Source organism: Cohnella phaseoli, assembly GCF_003386235.1.
In the GTDB taxonomy this organism is placed as follows: Bacteria; Bacillota; Bacilli; order Paenibacillales; family Paenibacillaceae; genus Cohnella; species Cohnella phaseoli.
Genome location: NZ_QRDZ01000003.1, coordinates 88250 through 105869, shown reverse-complemented (window position 1 = coordinate 105869; position 17620 = coordinate 88250). Strand labels below are relative to the sequence as shown.

Annotated in this window: 16 protein-coding genes; 6 read left to right on the top strand and 10 right to left on the bottom strand. The window is 54.1% G+C overall.

Annotated features, from left to right (window positions below):
- Nucleotides 1–56: 56 nt before the first annotated feature.
- Nucleotides 57–173, bottom strand: coding sequence for a DUF2577 family protein (locus DFP98_RS04670; protein ID WP_116059709.1), 117 nt, complete (start codon nucleotides 171–173; stop codon nucleotides 57–59).
- Between the two features lie 701 nt (nucleotides 174–874).
- On the bottom strand, nucleotides 875–1654 hold the full coding sequence (locus DFP98_RS04665) for a zinc ribbon domain-containing protein (RefSeq protein WP_281275128.1): 780 nt from the start codon (nucleotides 1652–1654) through the stop codon (nucleotides 875–877).
- Between the two features lie 375 nt (nucleotides 1655–2029).
- Here DFP98_RS04665 and DFP98_RS04660 point away from each other — a divergent pair, with 375 nt between their 5' ends.
- From DFP98_RS04660 to DFP98_RS04650, 3 genes are all read left to right on the top strand, one after another.
- Nucleotides 2030–2257 carry a DUF1450 domain-containing protein gene (locus DFP98_RS04660; protein WP_116059402.1) on the top strand — a complete coding sequence of 76 codons (228 nt, stop codon included), beginning with the start codon at nucleotides 2030–2032 and terminating at the stop codon, nucleotides 2255–2257.
- A 67-nt stretch (nucleotides 2258–2324) separates the two neighbouring features.
- Nucleotides 2325–2828 carry a ferritin gene (locus DFP98_RS04655; RefSeq protein WP_116059708.1) on the top strand — a complete coding sequence of 168 codons (504 nt, stop codon included), beginning with the start codon at nucleotides 2325–2327 and terminating at the stop codon, nucleotides 2826–2828.
- A gap of 230 nt (nucleotides 2829–3058) precedes the next feature.
- A complete protein-coding gene (locus DFP98_RS04650; protein ID WP_116059401.1) occupies nucleotides 3059–6199 on the top strand; it encodes a transglycosylase domain-containing protein in 3141 nt (1046 codons plus the stop codon).
- Between the two features lie 134 nt (nucleotides 6200–6333).
- Here the strand turns inward: DFP98_RS04650 and acsA are convergent, their stop codons facing one another.
- Nucleotides 6334–8058: an acetate--CoA ligase gene (gene acsA / locus DFP98_RS04645; protein ID WP_116059400.1), complete on the bottom strand. Its 1725-nt coding sequence runs from the start codon at nucleotides 8056–8058 to the stop codon at nucleotides 6334–6336.
- A 243-nt stretch (nucleotides 8059–8301) separates the two neighbouring features.
- Between acsA and DFP98_RS04640 the strand changes: the two genes are divergently transcribed.
- Together DFP98_RS04640 and DFP98_RS04635 are read left to right on the top strand one after the other, a co-directional pair.
- Nucleotides 8302–8934 carry a GNAT family N-acetyltransferase gene (locus DFP98_RS04640; RefSeq protein ID WP_116059399.1) on the top strand — a complete coding sequence of 211 codons (633 nt, stop codon included), beginning with the start codon at nucleotides 8302–8304 and terminating at the stop codon, nucleotides 8932–8934.
- A gap of 18 nt (nucleotides 8935–8952) precedes the next feature.
- Nucleotides 8953–10146: an acetoin utilization protein AcuC gene (locus DFP98_RS04635; protein ID WP_116059398.1), complete on the top strand. Its 1194-nt coding sequence runs from the start codon at nucleotides 8953–8955 to the stop codon at nucleotides 10144–10146.
- Nucleotides 10147–10151: 5 nt separating this feature from the next.
- On the opposite strand, the gene DFP98_RS04630 is transcribed toward DFP98_RS04635, so the two are convergent.
- The 5 genes from DFP98_RS04630 to DFP98_RS04615 form a co-directional block, all read right to left on the bottom strand.
- The gene (locus DFP98_RS04630) at nucleotides 10152–10853 is read right to left on the bottom strand and encodes a 5'-methylthioadenosine/adenosylhomocysteine nucleosidase (protein WP_116059397.1); all 702 of its coding nucleotides are present in this window, start codon (nucleotides 10851–10853) and stop codon (nucleotides 10152–10154) included.
- 86 nt (nucleotides 10854–10939) lie between these two features.
- The gene (gene ccpA / locus DFP98_RS04625; protein WP_116059396.1) at nucleotides 10940–11953 is read right to left on the bottom strand and encodes a catabolite control protein A; all 1014 of its coding nucleotides are present in this window, start codon (nucleotides 11951–11953) and stop codon (nucleotides 10940–10942) included.
- Between the two features lie 133 nt (nucleotides 11954–12086).
- The gene (locus DFP98_RS38900) at nucleotides 12087–12263 is read right to left on the bottom strand and encodes a hypothetical protein (protein WP_181917491.1); all 177 of its coding nucleotides are present in this window, start codon (nucleotides 12261–12263) and stop codon (nucleotides 12087–12089) included.
- Nucleotides 12264–12395: 132 nt separating this feature from the next.
- Nucleotides 12396–12806: a hypothetical protein gene (locus DFP98_RS04620; RefSeq protein WP_181917490.1), complete on the bottom strand. Its 411-nt coding sequence runs from the start codon at nucleotides 12804–12806 to the stop codon at nucleotides 12396–12398.
- A gap of 70 nt (nucleotides 12807–12876) precedes the next feature.
- The gene (locus DFP98_RS04615; RefSeq protein ID WP_246016417.1) at nucleotides 12877–13299 is read right to left on the bottom strand and encodes a VanZ family protein; all 423 of its coding nucleotides are present in this window, start codon (nucleotides 13297–13299) and stop codon (nucleotides 12877–12879) included.
- Between the two features lie 88 nt (nucleotides 13300–13387).
- On the opposite strand from DFP98_RS04615, the gene DFP98_RS04610 reads away from it, so the two are divergent.
- Nucleotides 13388–13909, top strand: a complete 522-nt coding sequence (locus DFP98_RS04610; RefSeq protein WP_116059393.1) for a type 1 glutamine amidotransferase domain-containing protein — start codon at nucleotides 13388–13390, stop codon at nucleotides 13907–13909.
- 30 nt (nucleotides 13910–13939) lie between these two features.
- Here DFP98_RS04610 and ptsP read toward each other — a convergent pair whose 3' ends face one another.
- Nucleotides 13940–15691, bottom strand: a complete 1752-nt coding sequence (gene ptsP / locus DFP98_RS04605; RefSeq protein ID WP_116059392.1) for a phosphoenolpyruvate--protein phosphotransferase — start codon at nucleotides 15689–15691, stop codon at nucleotides 13940–13942.
- Entirely contained in the window at nucleotides 15688–17574 is a 1887-nt protein-coding gene (locus DFP98_RS04600; RefSeq protein WP_116059391.1) for a glucose PTS transporter subunit IIA, read from the bottom strand. Before DFP98_RS04600 ends, ptsP begins: the two co-directional genes overlap by 4 nt.
- Nucleotides 17575–17620: the final 46 nt, after the last annotated feature.

The window sequence follows — 17620 nt, the reverse complement described above, 5'->3', positions numbered from 1 at the left end:
CAAAATATTAACCACCGCCTGCATAACGGTGTCCAGCCTATGCGCCAACAGGATCATCATTTCACCACCTTGTCCAATATGACATACTGCTGGCCACCCTGGACACGCAGGAGCACGACACTATCGCCCGGCTTTAGATCATTCTGCACCGGGTAGTCCGTGTCGCCGATCATCAATTTTACGGTAGCATGTTGGCGGTTCGGAGCAAAAACTCGGACGTGAGTGTCAAACGCTGATCCACGTAACCGAGAGTGGCGATACACTCTTTACTGTGCCAATCCGGATGCGACCGACGCCCCTGCTCCTACCGTCCCATGCTCGCCTGCTTGATAGCTTCCATTAGTTTTTCGATGTTCATATGACCTTTACTCCAAAGACATAGTATGGGCACCTCCGTCGAACCGATGCGTGCAGGCAGCGACGAGGAATAGCTGATTGATCCTATACTCGCTGATCTGCGCATCATTCATATTCTCGTCGACGGATTGAGAGAACTGCAGCACTTCCCCACCTGACCATGCTCGCGCTGTCCTGGGTAACATGGAGAACGCTCAGGGCTGAGCTGATTTCTGTTGTGATCACCCTTATCGGGACAGAAGTTGGAGTTATGTGAATTCTCCTTAGTTGTGCGTTGATCGCTGCCGCATTGATCTGTACTGTAATCGTAGATGATTGTTCAATTAGCCAACTCATCCGTTACAACGCCACTATTACCGTATTAACTTGGTTTGTGACCCTTTGTAGTGGTGTTGAGAATCTCTCCATCAAATTCAAGGTTGTCGAAATCGTTGGCACTAATTGCACCTCCCAATTAAATAAAAACCACCCCATTTAACGGGGTGCCACTTTGTTCGAAAATTTGAAACAGTCTATGTTATTTTGACTCCGCTTTCTCTAACTCGGCAACCGCTTCATTAACCTTTTTCTCCAATTCTTCCTTGGAGAGACCGATACTTCTAAGAAATACAACTCTGTTGCTTGATATAGTAGTTGCCGCTTGTTTTGCTCTGTCTATTTCTTCTCTTGCTTTGGACAAGTCTTTGGTAGCGTTTGAATCCAAATATTTAATCAGACTCTTAGCTGCTGCCTGGTCGGCTAAAGCAAAAATCTCAAAGACGGAAAGATATGTTTTCTCATTATCCGTTTTAGCGTATTTAAAGCTTACGGATGCTTTTCCAAACCACTCTTGAGCTCTTTTACTGTAGTCATAGAAGTCTAATTTAGATAATTTCCCATCTGCGTATAATCCCATCGTTTTCATAAGATCATTATGCGCATCGTATATTTTTAGAAAATCACCCCAAGCTTGTTCGTCAAACTTTAATCCTTGCTCTTTTAACTCAGATGCGCTAGCTTCTACTTTTTCTTTCGATCCTAAACCTTGTTTTGTATCTGATATTGCATTAACCACAGCGATGATCGCAATAAACGCAACAACCGTTACAATTAGAATTAAACAACCCGGCTTCTTCTTTTTTGGTGGTAAACCCGTTGCCGATAGATTACTGGGTGAATTGACTTCTTTGGTAGCAGCAGTCTCATTTACAGTACTTTGTTGCGAAACTGCTTCACCACATTTTGAACAAAATGACGCATTATCTTTCAACTTTTCCCCACATTTTGAGCAAAACAAAAAAATCGCCCCAATCAACATTTTTCTACATATTACCACACGTACCAAGGTTCGGGCTATCTCTTCCTAATTTTTGCCGCTTCTTTCTTTTCTTTATCGATTCGCTCGTCAATATCAGCCATAACAAGAGCCTTCTCCTCACGTGACAACGCAAGAAACTCACACGGCCATTTATAAAACTTGTGGAGGGAGTAGTAGGCGTAATTAGCTTTGCGTTTTTTTAACCCCTCACAATCCCTCTCCTACCGGTTCGAATTCGCCGCGAACAAATCGCTTACGCCCCTGCTCTCTTAACCGAACCAACGTTAAATTTATTTTTGTTGACAATGATAATGAGAATTAATATCATTTGTATGACAGTTTGATACCTTGAGCGGAAAGTCGGTGTTCTTCTTAATGAAGAAAATCAAATTTTGCTGCCGAAACTTCGACAAGCATGGCTCCAAATCCGTCTATAAGACGCTAAAAATCGAATATCCGGAATTAAAGAAGAAGAAAAAGGATTGTTTAGGCGTGTGCAAACATTGTACAAAGCAGTGCATGGCGCTGATCGGCAAAACCGAAATCGTCGTCGCCCCGTCCCCCGAAGCGCTTTACGAGAAATTAAAGCAGCGGATAGGCTGAGTCGACGCTTTATGGTACAATTCGGGTAGAACCTACAAATTTCCAAAAAGGAGTGAGTCGCGAGATGATCAACGAAACTTTAAGCAAAGCTTTGAACGACCAACTCAACTACGAGCTGTTTTCCGCTCACGTGTATTTGGCGATCGCGGCTTATTGCTCCGGCGAGAGCTTGGACGGCTTCGCCAACTTCTTCACCGTGCAAGCGGAAGAGGAAAAGTTCCATGCGATGAAAATCTACAAATATCTGAACGACCGCGGCATTCGCGTCACGCTTGCGGGCATGGATACGCCAAACAACGAATATTCGTCGGTGCTCGACGCTTACGAGCATGCTTATGAGCATGAGAAGGAAGTAACCCGCCGCATCTACCACCTGTCGGATTTGGCGATGAACGACCGGGAGCATGCGACGATTCAATTCCTCAAATGGTTCATCGATGAGCAGGTTGAGGAAGAGTCGATGTTCGACACGATCATTAACAAGCTGAAGCGGATCGACAAGGACAGCAACGCCTTCTTCATGATGGATTCGGAATTCGCCGCAAGGACGTTCACTCCTCCAGCTCTGTAAAGCCGAACAAAATTAAAGGGATGCCGCGTCATCAAAGGATGGCGAAGCACCCCTTTTTTTGTCTGTCGAAAGCACAACCTCTGCCCTCCTGTTGCGTATAACCGTTACGATGCGGATATCGCCTAGGTCGCATGCGCTCGCCGTTCCGGCGGACCGGCTTTCCAATGGAGCCAAACTATGGTTAGTTGTGCTATAATAGTTCTGTTTGTTGAAGGAGGCTTTCTAAAATAATGACGACTACAAAACAACCCCCTTCGGAGCCAGAACGCAAGGGAGAAGGCTTCAAAACAGCAGGAAAAATCGCGGGTTTTACCGTTCTATGGCTGATCTTGTTCGGAATTTTGGCCGGACTTGTCGGAGCCGGGGCGGTAGCGGGATTCGTCGCTTCCCTTGTCCATGAAGAACCGATTCGCGATCGCACCTTCATAGAAGAAAGGATCAACGAAAACGCGATAACCGGCTTCGTCTATTTCAACGACGGAACTCCCATCGGACAGCTTCGTTCGGAGGAAGACCGCAGACCCGTCACCTATGATCAAATACCGCAAATCATTGTGGACGCGGTAATCGCCATCGAGGACAAAAACTTTTTTACGCACCCCGGCATCGACACGAACGGCTTGTTCCGCGCCGTGAAGCAGCAGCTTCTGAACGAGAGCGTTCAGACCGGAGGAAGCACGATTACGCAACAACTGGCCCGGCGGGTATTCCTGAACCTCGATCAGACTTCGAGCCGCAAGGCCAAGGAAATTTTCCTGTCCCTGCGTCTGGAAAGGTACTTAAGCAAAGAAGAAATTTTGACCGCCTACTTAAACAAGGTGCCTTACGGCAACGGCTCCAACGGGTATCAAGTATTCGGCATCAAAGCGGCTTCCAAAGGCATCTTCGGCATCGATAAGCTGGAGAAGCTGAACATCGCCCAAGCGGCTTATCTCGCAGGAGTCCCGCAGCTTCCCTCCCTCTACTCCGCCTTTAACGGCAAGGGAGAATTCAACGAGAAGAACTTCAATCGCGCAGTCACGCGCCAGAAGCTCGTTCTTAGCCGCATGCTTGAAGAGAATAAACTCACGAAGGCGCAATACGAAGAAGCGCTCGCTTTCGATCTCCGCAGCTCTCTGGCGAAGCCGACGGAGAAAGCGTACAATACTTATCCTTACTTGATGCTGGAAGCCGAGCGTCAAGCGGCCGAATTGCTCGTCATGAAGCAAAATCCGAATTTGACTCGCGAGGATTTGAAGAAGAAGGAAAATTCGGCGCTGATCGAGGATGCCCGCGCGCAACTGCTGCGCGGCGGCTATAAAGTAACAACCACCATCGATAAGAAGATTTACAACCTGATGCACGAAATTGCGGAAAATCCGGAAAACTTCGCAAAGGATCATCCTGTAAAAGGCGTGGAACAGATCGCCGCCGTTCTGATGGATCACAAGACGGGAGCCATTCTCGGCATGATCGAAGGACGCGACTTTCACATCGAGCAGATGAACTTTGCGACCCAGATGGTTCGCCAGCCCGGCTCCGCGATGAAACCGATCGCCGCATATTTGCCTGCGATCGACAAAGGGGTTATTCAGCCGGCCAGCATCTTGGACGATTCTCCGGTTATTCTGAAGAACGGCGGCGGCGGTTATCATATTCCGAAAAACTCCAATAATCGGTATTCGGGACTTGTCACCGCGCGTCAAGCGTTGAACAGCTCTTATAACATCCCTGCTCTGAAAATTTTCCTTGAGAAGGTCGGCATTAAAGAATCCTGGGCGTTCGTTCGTTCGCTCGGCATCACGACGCTGGTTAAGGAGGACGACGAAGCGCAGACGGGAGTTATCGGAGGTCTAAAGTACGGTACTTCCGTTGAGGAATTGACAAACGCCTACGCGGCGATTGCAAACAAAGGCGTATTCAACGATGCTTACTTGATCGAAAGCATTCGCGACGCCAACAATCAGATCGTTTACAAGCACGAATTAGATCCGAAGCGAATCGTCTCGGAGCAATCCGCCTACTTGATGACGGATATGCTGCGTACGGTCGTTACGAACGGTACGGCGACGTCCCTGACGTCGCAATTCAAAAACTACAAGAACATTCCAATCGTCGGCAAAACCGGCACGACGCAAAATTACAGCGATGTCTGGTTCGAAGGCTTCACGCCGGACGTTACGCTCGGAGTCTGGGCCGGGTACGAGAAGGTCATTCATACGCTCTCGTCGGATAGCCACGGCCGCGCTAGAGCGATCTGGGCCAAGATCATGAACGAAGTGACCGAGGCGAAGCCCGAGCTGTTCCCGACTACCAAGTTCGAGAAGCCGGACAATATCGTCTCGATGACCGTATCCAGCGTTAGCGGCAAGCTGCCTACCGATTTGACCAGACAGGCCGGTCGAATGGTTACCGACATCTTTAACCGCAAGTTTATTCCGACGGAATCCGACGACGGGCTGGTCAAGGTCAAGTACATCTCCTATAACGGAGTCAACTACTTGCCGCAGAGCGGCACGCCTGAGGATTTGCTTCGAGAATCGGTCATGGTCGTCCGCCAATCGCCGCTCGACGCGCTGATTGAGGATTTGCAAGCGAAGCTTGGCAAAGTCGCGGCCCAAAGCCGCAAGCCGCTCTCCTATTATCTGCCGAAGGATGCGCAAGACAGCGCGCCTTCGAAAGTCGATCCGAGAGTCGAGGACGGAGCCGTCCCGAATCCTCCGCGCAACGTCGCGGTAGAGACGCTGGACAATATCGCAAGAATTACGTTCTCCGCGTCTCCGCAAGCCGACGTGGCCGGCTATCGGCTGTACCGCTCCATTAACGGCAGCCCGTTCCAGAAGGTCGAAGCTTCGCTGCCGGTCGGCGAAGATTTGAAGTTCGTCAATTACATCAGCTCGCGCCAAACGTACAGCTATTACGTGACGGCAGTCGACGTCGCCGGCAACGAGTCGGCTCCAAGCGAGATCCATTCGACGGACGGCGGCATCATTATCGATCCTACGCTGCCGAATCAGCCGGATCCGAACGCAGGCCCTGGAGATGGCACTAGCGGCGGTGAGCATGGGGGCAACACAGGCGAGGTCGGTCCGGAGATTCCGAGCGGCGGAAGCAACAGCGCTCCGTCCGCCCCGAGCGGATTCAGCGCTCAAGGCACGGATATCGGCGTTATTCTGTCGTGGAACGCCAACCCGTCAGAGGATGGCGTGTCCCAATACCAAGTCTGGTTCGCCAGCTCGGAAAACGACAAGTACAAGCTTCTGGGCACAACCGAATCTACATCTTTCGAGTATATTTCTCCAGCCGCCGCAGGGTGGTACAGAATTACGGCGGTCGGCTCATCCGGCGAATCGTCGCCAACCTCCGCGGTCGAAGTGAAATCCGGCGGATAACGCCGATCATAGCAAAAAGGGGATGTCCCTAGTCATTAAGATGACTAGGGACATCCCTTTCCTTATGTTTACGAAGTTCTTATGTCGGCAAAGGCAAGTACTCCGTTCCTTACAGGAGATACGTGCCCCCTCTATTAATCTTCGATCGTGGACAGATCGCCTGTCGGCAGGTTGAGCTCCCAAGCCTTCAGTACGCGACGCATAATTTTACCGCTGCGAGTTTTCGGCAGTTTGTCCTTGAACTCGATCTCCCGCGGAGATGCGTGAGCGGATAAGCCTTCCTTAACGAACTTGGAGATATCGGCCTTCAACTCGTCGGATGGCTCGAAGCCTTCGCGCAGCGAAATGAACGCTTTGATGATCTCTCCGCGCAGCGGATCGGGCTTGCCGATAACACCGGCTTCCGCAACGGCCGGATGCTCGACCAGCTTGCTCTCGACTTCGAATGGGCCAACCCTTTCGCCTGATGTGTTAATGACATCGTCGATTCGGCCTTGGAACCAGAAGTAGCCTTCGTCGTCCATATAGGCCGAGTCTCCGGAGACGTACCATCCGGGAATATGGAAATATTCCTGGTACTTCGTCGGATTATTCCAAACGGCGCGCATCATCGACGGCCACGGCGTCTTGATCGCTAGATTGCCCATCCGGAACGGAGGCAGCACGTTGCCCTGATCGTCGATAATCGCCGCCTGTACGCCTGGAACCGGACGGCCCATCGAGCCGGGCTTGATCTCCATGCTCGGATAGTTACAGATCAGCTGCCCGCCGGTTTCCGTCATCCACCACGTATCGTGTATGCGTTGGCCGTATACGCGGTTGCCCCAGCGCACAACCTCCGGATTAAGCGGCTCTCCTACGCTCAGCACATGGCGAAGGCTCGACAGGTCAAACGACTTGACGGCATCGTCGCCGGCTCCCATGAGCATGCGGAAAGCGGTCGGCGCGCTGTACCAGACGGTGACTTTATACTTCTCGATCGTAGAGTACCAATCCTGCGGACTGAAACGTCCGCCGCGCACGACGTTCGTCACGCCGTTCAGCCACGGCGCGAAAATGCCGTAAGAAGTTCCCGTTACCCAGCCCGGATCGGCCGTACACCAGTACACGTCGCCTTGGCGCAAGTCGAGCACTACACGGCCCGTATGATAATGCTGCAGCATCGCGTTATGAACGTGCAACACGCCTTTAGGTCTGCCCGTAGAGCCCGAAGTGTAATGAAGAATAAGGCCGTCCTCGCGATCGAGGAAAGTTAGCTCCGCTTCGTCGGACGCGTTTGCCAGCGCTTTGCCGAAGTCGACAATGCCGTCCTCTTCCGCGACGGAATCTCCGTATATGAAAATATGCTTCAGATCCGGCAATTCTTCCCGAGGTACGCGAGAGAGCAGCGCAGGCGTAGTTACTAGCGCAACTGCTCCGCTGTCCTGCAACCGATCTCTGACTGCAGTTTCCATAAACGCTTCGAACAAGGGGCCGACGATAGCGCCAACCTTGATCGTACCGAGCAAACTGAAATATAGCTCAGGCGTCCGCGGCATGAAAATAAATACGCGATCCCCTTTGCCTACTCCCAGCCCGCGAAGCACGTTGGCAAATCGGTTGGATTGCTTGGACAGATCGGCAAAAGTATAGCTCTCTTCGCGCTGATTGTCGCTGTAGTGCAGCGCAATATTGTCGCCCCGGCCCTCAGCAACGTGGCGGTCGATCGCCTCGTATGCCATATTTACCTTGCCGGTCGTCGACCATGTAAACTGCTTCTCGATGTCCGCCCAGTTAAAGCTCTCGACCGCCTCTTCGTAAGATGCCATATTGGACACCTTCGCCGTTACGGCCAATTTTTCGTTCGATTGCAATGTCACTTTGATCACCTTCCCATTAAAATGCGGCCACCCGTTATACGAATGCGCTTTCAGTAACTTGAGGTTAACCCTCCGCCACAGCCATTATACCACAGCACATTCGGAGTCTGCATAGTAGGCAAGGACAATTTCTGTCACTGCAGGGGCAATATTCTTTTGATTGGGGCGCCATAGACACTTTGCTAGGCTTTATTATGCTATAATATACGAAGCTCAAACACGGTTTTATGAGGGGGGAACGGCATGGAGCATATCAAAAAATACGTCCGCCATACGATTGAACGGCACGGCCGAACCCTGATCGTGGAAGGCCCGATCGCACCTGAAGAGCTGCGGCGGCTGACCATGCATCCGAAGCTGGACGCTTTTCGCAGACCTGCGGAGCAGCATGTCGCGCTGGTCGAAATCGCGGAGCTGCCGGAAGGCCGAATTATTGCGGCGCGAGACGGAGACGTCCTCGTCGGATACGTGACTTTCCATTATCCCGACGAGATGGAACGTTGGTCGGAAGGCGGTATGGAAGATCTAGTCGAGTTAGGGGCAATCGAAGTTGCCGACGACTATCGGAATTACGGACTGGGCAAGGCCATGATCTCCGCTGCGTTCGAAGACGGGCAGCTTGACAATATGATTGTCTATACGACCGAATATTACTGGCACTGGGATCTCGAAACCAGCGGTCTGAACGTCTGGGAGTACCGGGAAATGATGGAACGGCTGATGAAATCGGTCGGCATGGTCTGGTTCGCCACGGACGATCCGGAAATTTGCGCGCATCCGGCAAACTGTCTCATGGTGCGGATCGGCAAAGACGTTCCTCTGTCCTCCGCCGAGCAATTCGACCGCGTGCGCTTCAGACAACGTTTTATGTACTAGAAAGGCAGGCGACCAGATCTGGCTTCCTCTACGATATGGATTGACAACCAAGCCTCCGGGCGTTATCGTTTTTCCGACGATCATCCTTTCCATCCGATCCGACTGAAACTGACGGAAAATCTTCTGAGGAAGATCGGAGCGCTGGACGACAAGCAAGCCCTCCCTCCCTTTCCCGCTGCGGAGGCGGAGAGAAGAATCCGGAGCATACATAGACCCGATTATCTTGAAATCGTACAAGCGCTGAGTGCCCCCAAGCCCGATATGAAAGCGCTTAGTGATGCGGAGAGATACGGACTGGAGGAGGACGGAGATACCCCTTACTTTCTGGATATGCACCAGACTGCGGTTGAACTGGCGGCCGGGTCGATGGCAGCCGCGGATGCGGTCATGTCTGGCAAAGCCAAGCGGGCGCTACATCTTTCCGGCGGCCTGCATCACGCCTTTCCCGATCGCGCCTCCGGCTTCTGCGTCTACAACGACGCGGCGGCCGCAATCGGTCATGTGCGGGAAAAGTATTCGGCGCGCGTGCTCTATATCGACACGGACGTCCATCACGGCGATGGAGTTCAATGGTTTTTTTACACGGAGCCCGATGTGTTCACGCTGTCGATTCACGAGACGGGCAAATTTTTGTTTCCGGGAAGCGGTTTTCCGCATGAACGGGGAGACTCTCATGGCTACGGCGCTTGCTTAAACGTCTCTATGGAGCCCTATACGGAGGACGATTCATGGTTGGACTGCTTCGGTCGAGCGCTCGAGAGCGCGGCCCGCGCCTTCCGTCCGGATCTTATCATCAGCCAGCACGGGTGCGATGCGCACGCTTTCGATCCGTTGGCGCACATTCATTGCAGCATGCGCATTTACCGCGAGATGCCGAAAATGATCCACAGCCTTGCAGATCGATATACCGACGGAAGATGGGTTGCTCTCGGAGGCGGAGGATACGACCACTGGAGGGTCGTGCCGCGGGCCTGGAGCCTGCTATGGCTGGAGATGAACAACCATCCGCTGCTGGCTTCCATCGACGCCCAGGAAGACGGAGGCTTGCTGCCTGAAGGCTGGTCAGACGTGCCTGCCCCTAACAAGCCCGATTACGAGCTGCCTACGACTTGGCTGGACGATGTGAAGAACTGGACGCCAATGCCGCGGCGGACGGAAATTACGGAAAAAAACATCAAAAATCTAGAAATCGCTCTACAGCATATCGGTTAAGCGCCTTAGAGCGACTTCACAATCTCTTCAACAATCGCGTAGGAACGGTTGGACGCTTCCACCGTAAACTCGGCGAAGTTCGCATGCGCCGAGCCGTCGGCTTTGTCGGACATCGAACGGATAATGACGTGAGGGATGTCGTTCATAAAGCATACCTGCGCGACGGAAGCTCCTTCCATTTCCGTACATGCCCCTGCGAACTGCTCGTACAGCGTCTTAACGGTTGCCCGGTCGGCAATGAACTGATCTCCGGACAGAACTTTGCCGACTTTGCAGCAACCTGAATGTACGGCTTTCCCGGCCTCTACGGCAAGGGCAATCAGCCTCTCGTCGGCCTTATACTCCGATACGTCCTGGTACGGGATCGTACCGCGGGGAAAACCGAGAGCCGTAACGTCGACGTCGTGCTGCAGGCTGCTGGAAGAAATGACGATATCACCGATATTCAGCCCCGGATCGACCGCCCCTGCAACTCCGGTAAACAAAATCGCATCGGCTCCGAACTTGTCGATCAGAATTTGCGTGCATACCGCCGCATTCACTTTGCCGACGCCCGAACGCGTCAGAACTACCTTTTTCCCGTGAAATACGCCGCGGTAATAGGCGATCCCCGCATGAGCTTCCTTTTGCTTGTTCTCCATTTGCGCAAGCAGCAGCTCAATCTCCTCCTGCATCGCCCCGATAATGCCGATCGTTCCGAATGTCATCCGTATCTATCCTTTCTCTCGTCGAGTTTGTCCATAAAGAAGCCCTGCTTCGGCGAAACGCCGGCAGGGCTCTGTCATTGCGAATGTTAGCTGCCTTTCGGTCCGGCAACGGAACGGCGAGCGATCAAGTCATGAGGCAGCGTGACCGTCGCGTTGTCCACGTTTTCTTTCTTCATCAGCTTCGTCAGCAATCTCATTGAGACCGCGCCGATGTCGTACATCGGCTGGGCAACCGTCGTCAGCAGCGGACGCACCATCGACGAGATCCGGCTGTTGTCTACGCTAATGACGGACACGTCGTCCGGAACCGAGAGTCCGGCGTCCTGGATGCAGTGAATCGCTCCGATCGCCATCTCGTCCGTAGCGGAGAATACCGCTGTCGGACGCTCCGGCAGGTTGAGGAAATATTGCATCTCCTCGATGCCAGATTCGTACTTGTAGTTGCCCACGCGTACGTAATCTTCGCGGAAAGCCAAACCGGCTTGCTCAAGCGCGCGCTTGTAGCCTTGGTAACGGGCGTAGCCATTGGCCGGATCCTGCAGCGTACCGCTGATCATCGCGATCGAACGGTGCCCTTCCTGGATCAGCTTGGTCACGGCATCGAAGGCAGCCGCTTCATGGTCGATGTCGACGGAAGGGATAACCCCCCTCTCATCCTTCGTACCGCAAAGCACGATCGGCACGTTCGACGTCTTGAACGCTTGAATATGCTCGTCCGTGACTGCGCCGCCCATGAACAACAGTCCATCGACCTGCTTCTCCAACAGCGTGTTGATGACGCGAATTTCCTTGTCCTTGCGCTTATCCGCGTTACACAAAATGATATTGTAGTGATACATGTTGGCGATGTCTTCGATGCCTCTGGCCACTTCCGCGAAATTCGCATTCGCGATATCCGGGATGACAACGCCTACCGTAGTCGTCTTCTTGCTTGCAAGTCCCCGCGCTACGGCATTCGGCCTATAACCGAGTCTCTCTATCGCTTCGTAAACTTTCTTCCGCGTCTGAGGCTTGACGTTAGGGTTATTATTGACGACGCGGGATACCGTCGCCATCGACACGCCTGCTTCCCGTGCCACGTCGTAAATGGTTACCGTCACTATGATTCGCTCCAATGTACATGACCGCAAACCGGAGGTTTGTCCAATCATGGATGATTAAGGTAATAATACGACAAAACCGTATGTTTAGCAATCAAACCAGCAAAGGTCGTTCAAAAATTGTAAATTTTCATCAAGAACCGCTTAACGTTGCTGCGAGCTTTTCCGACAGAAAATCGTAAGTAATATGCCAACGGAAGGCGCTCCCCCCGCTTCGCCGTCCTTCACCAAGCTCATCCGCGGAGAGGGTGATTGACACCGCTTCGCGATCTCGTTGCTCAAGAGAGGTAAGCTGCTGCAGGTTGACCATAAGTTGTCGCCTCCTTGAAAATCGTTACGAATATCGTAGCAGAAAATAAAGCTGCACGCAAAGCAACCGCTGAAAATATAAAGAGGGGCGTCCCTATCTTACCAAATATTAAAGATCAGATCTTCATTAGAGCTACGATACGTATTGGGCGCTTAATTGGCTCAGACGCATATGTATTTCACTCTTCCATGCCTCGTCCTCCAGCGATGAGGCGATGAGCAGCAAATCCAGCAGTCGATCGATTCTTTCCTCGGTCGCTTTAGCGATCGCTGTCGCTTGCAGAGAATCCGAATCGTTCAGCGCTTGCGACAGAACCCCCGCCCATTCGTGCACCTGATCGAACGGGATACTGCCAGGTGTAGGTTTGGCGCCGAGCTGACCAACCAGCTTGCCGACATCCTCTTTAATACCCGGAAATACGTCGTTTCTTCCGCAACCCGGACAGTTGTATACGGGAACGTTATTGATATTGACCTTTCTTGCAAAAATGACGGTACGGAGACCGAGACTCATCTCTTCTCCGCATAGACAGTGTTTAAGCAACGGCATTCTCTCCTTACAGTAACCAAGAGCTATCCGTAACTAATTCGCTGATCGGCGCTTTTTCTCCTGCTCAGGAGGCCGTGTAATTTCTGGAACGACGCCAGTCCGACAGCCGCCAGATCAGCAGTACGAGCAAGCTCGCCGCCGCGGCCCCCATGCCGTCGTGGAGCAGATCCAGCGGGTCCGGACTGCGCATCGGCACGAACGATTGATGCCATTCGTCCGTCAACCCGTACAGGACGCAGACGAGGACGTTAAGCAGACAGCCTTTCCACGTAGCCGACAGTCTGCCCATTCCGTAGGCGATCGTCAGAGCAAGGACAAAATACGCCACGTAGTGCATCGGATTAAAATCGGATAAAAAAGGCAGCCATCGCTGAACCCAGGGCAGCACGCTATCGAGCTGGTCCCCGCTCCGCGACGAAGATATGAATATGGCGATCATGCAGAGCAGCGCCGGCGCATATCTCCATTTTCCTTTCAAAACGGTCACTCCTCTCTCGCAAGGTGAAGGACGGGCCAACTTTTGGTACAATGGATGTCTGATTGGCATCGTACTATTGAAATGGAGGTGGCCTGCCATGGCCTCGACCAAAAGGGTCGTTTGTTTGCTTGACGATGAATTCGAAGATTTGGAGCTTTGGTATCCGGTCTACCGCGCGCGCGAAGAAGGCGCGGAGGTGCTGTATGCAGGACCAGAGCAAGGGCGCAAACACATTGGCAAGTACGGAGTCCCCGCGGTGGCGGACATTTCCTACGATGAGCTGGACGCCGACAAATTCGACGGCTTGCTCGTTCCCGGCGGTTGGGCGCCGGATAAAATCCGCAGAGACCCTCGCGTGCTGGAGTTTGTACGACGCATGGACGCCGCCGGCAAACCGATCGGGCAAATTTGCCACGCCGGATGGGTGCTCGTCTCGGCGAAAATTCTCGACGGCAGAACGGTGACCTCTACGCCGGGCATCCGCGACGATATGGAAAACGCGGGAGCGACATGGGTGGACGATGCGGTCGTCGTTGACCGCAATCTTGTATCCGCCCGCAGACCGCCCGATCTGCCGCCGTACGCTAAGGCCTTCTGCGATTTACTGTTCGGCCGCTGATCCGAAGCCTGCTCCCGGCCTCAATCCGCGTTAGATCAGCGGGTTAGCACCGGGAGCAAGCGCCGCGCCTGCATAAAATTGGCGTGCGAGCTCGCGCGCCTCCATCGACGTCCGGCAGCGGAACAAGTCGTCCAGCAGCTTGCGGCTGTCCGATGCTTTGGAGCGCAGCAGACGCTCTTTGACCGGCAGGATCGCCTGCGCGGAGAGACTCAGCTCGTCGATGCCCAGCGCCAGCCAGATCGGCAGGGCGTTCACGTCGCCGGCGATTTCCCCGCAGATGTTGACGGGAATTCCTTGCGCCTTGGCCGCGTGCGCAACCGTTCGGATCATTCGCAAAATCGCCGGATGGAACGGCTCGTACATGTGGCTGATCTGCTCGTTCATCCGATCGACGGCCAGCGTGAACTGGATCAAGTCGTTCGTGCCAATGCTAAAGAAGGACGCCTCTTCGGCCAAAATATCGGCGATCGCCACAGCGGCCGGAACTTCCACCATAATGCCGGGCTTGATGTCCGCGCGAAACGGAACGCTCTCCTCCTGCAGCTCGCGCTTCGCCTCAGCCAGCACCTCATTCGCCGCCCGCAGCTCCTCGACCGAAGTGATCAACGGATACATAATTCGGACATCCCCGAAATTCGATGCCCGCAAAATGGCGCGAAGCTGAATTTTGAACAGATCTTTGCGTTCCAGACAGAAGCGAATCGCTCGAAAGCCGAGAAACGGATTTTCCTCTTCCGGCATTTCGTAATAGTCCAACTGCTTGTCGCCGCCGATGTCGAGCGTACGGATGACCAGCGTCTCGCCCTTCAGCTTCTGGACGGCGCTGCGATACACTTCGAATTGCTCCTCTTCGGAAGGAAAATACATCCTGTCCATGTACAGAAACTCGGTCCGGAACAAGCCGACGCCCTGCGCCCCGTTGCCTAGCGCCGCCTCCAGCTCCTTCAGGGAGCTGATGTTCGCCGCCAGCGTAAGCGTCACTCCGTCCTGTGTCACGGAGGGCAATTCAGCCAGCTTAAGCAGCTGTTCCTTCTCCGCGAGCTGCCTCCGGCGCATTTCGGTGTAGCGGGCGACCATATCCGGAGTCGGATCGACCTGCAGCATGCCGGTCTCGCCGTCGAGAATAAGCAGGTCTCCCGTGCCGATCGGCTGTTCCAGCTTGCCCTCCGCGCCCATCACCATCGGAATGCCGAACGCCCGCGCCATAATGGCCGAATGCGACGTCGGGCTGCCGACCATCGTAACGATGCCGAGCACCAGCTCCGGCTTCAGATGAACGAGCTGGGAAGGAGACAGCTCTCGCACGACAAGCACGAAGGGCTGCGTATCCTCCGGCAGCGAAATTTCCGGAGCGCCAAGCAGATGCTTCAGCAGGCGGTTGCCCACGTCCTTGATATCCAGCGCCCGCTCCTTCATATATTCGTCGTCCAGCAGATCGAACATCGTCACGAAATGATCGATCGCTTCCTTCACGGCGACTTCGGCGACCTTGTACTGACGCTGAATGATGCCTTGAATTTCGTTCATGAACACCGGATCTTCCAGGATGGCCAGATGGGCGTCGAATATGCTCGCCTCCGCTGAGCCGACCGCTTCGTCCAGCTCCGTCTTCATCTGGCTGATCTCCGTCTTCGACCGGCGCACCCCCTCGTACAACCGATCGAACTCCTTGGCCAAATCGGCCACGTCGATCTTCTGATCCGGCAGCTCCCACTCCCAATGCGGCAGCACGAAGGCTTTGCCTATCGCAATCCCCTGCGACGCCCCCAATGCCTGTATCATTTCTCCGCCCCCTTGTTCTCTCTCTCGTGTACGACAACCGACATGACCGCGGCCTGACCCTTTTTGACCACTTTATACGGAGCGAATCTCCAGGACTTGACCTTGTCGCTGTTCGTGATCACCATGGGCGTCTCCAGCGATTTGGCATACTGCTTAAGCGTAGGAATGTGGAATTTCAACAGCGGTTGGCCGGGCGATACCTCGTCTCCCATCTGAACGAGCGCCGTGAAGCCTTTGCCCTCCAGTTGGGATGTGTTGATACCGACATGCAGCAGCACTTCCAGACCGTCCTTGGTAACGAGGCCGATCGCGTGCAGCGAAGGATGAATATGGATGATTTTGCCCTGTACCGGCGCCACCAGCTCCCCCTTGTCCGGAATGAAGGCGACGCCGCGGCCGACAAGCCGCTCCGCAAAAATCGGATCGTCGACCTCCTCCAGCGGAATCATTCGTCCCTGCACCGGGGAATGGAATTGAATCCGCTGCACGTCGGTCTGCATGAGCTTATGAATTTCTTCCCGGATCAGCTCCGAGAACGTGCCGAACACGACCTGCACATGACCGCCGCCAAGACGAATGACGCCCGCCGCCCCCAGATGTCGCAGCGACTGCACGTCGACCTTGCTTTCGTCCTCCAGCGTCAGACGCAGGCGGGTGATGCATGCTTCGAGGCGAACCATGTTCTCCTTGCCTCCGAGGGCCTGCAAAATCAGCGGAGCCCGATACGGAATGTCTCCGGCCCAATCGTCCAGTCGGCTGGCGTCCTCCCGTCCGGGTGTGGCAAGCTGGAAGCGACGGATACTCCAGCGGAACAGCACGTAATAGAGAAGTCCCGTCAAGGCCCCGATCGGCAACAGCAGCCAGCCTCTCTGAGCAAGCGGCAGATTGACCAGATATTCCAGCACGCCGGCCGAGAATGCAAAGCCGTGATGAATATCGAGCTCGTACACAAGCCACATCACGCCTCCCGAGAGCAGCGCATGAACGAGGAACAAATAAGGCGCGACGAATAAGAAAGCGAACTCGACCGGCTCCGTAATGCCAGTCAGGAACGAGCCCAGAGCGGCGGCGCGAAACTGCTTGCTCGTCTTCGGCTTCAGATCCTCGCGCGCCTCGTGAATAATCGCGAAAGCGACGGCCGGCAGGGCGAACATCATCGTCGGGTACAAGCCGGCCATGAAGATGCCCGCCGATTCGTCTCCGGCAAAAAAGCGCGGCAGATCGCCGAAGTAGACCGCTCCGTCTGCCCCTTGGTACTCGCCGACCTGGAACCAGAACAGATGATTCAAAATATGGTGAAGTCCGAACGCAACCAGAATGCGGTGAAGAAAGCCGTACAGGAACACGCCGAAGCCGCCCGCCGAATGGACGAGCGTGCCTGCGGATACCGCCCAGCTCTTCATCCCTTCGCCCAGACCGATCATGAGCCAAGCGAATGCGAGCGACAGGACGCTCATAAACAGCGGTACAAACCTGGAGCCGCCGAGAAACTGCAAATATTCGGGCAGCCGGAACGATTTGAACCGCTCGTGCGCCCAAGCGGACGCGATGCCGATGACGGCGCCCGCGAACATCGACGGCTGGACGCCCTCCGGATCGTACGTATGCGTAACGACATGAAAAATAAACATCGCGACGAGCGCTCCCATACCCGCCATAGCGGACTGGTTGGACATCCCGAGTGCGATACCGATCGCGAACACATAGGGAACGTATTGAAAAATCGTCATGCCTGCGGCGTGCAGCATCTCCGGCACTTGCGTCCAGCCCAGCGAATCCCATGGCAATCGCGCCAGCATCAGAAAGATGGCCGCAGCAGGCAGCACCGTCATCGGCAGCATCATTGCCCGGCCCAGCCTCTGCAAATAACCGATTCCGTACATGGCTTTCCTCCTTCCCGGAACGATCTCGCGGCGCCTCCGTCAGCGA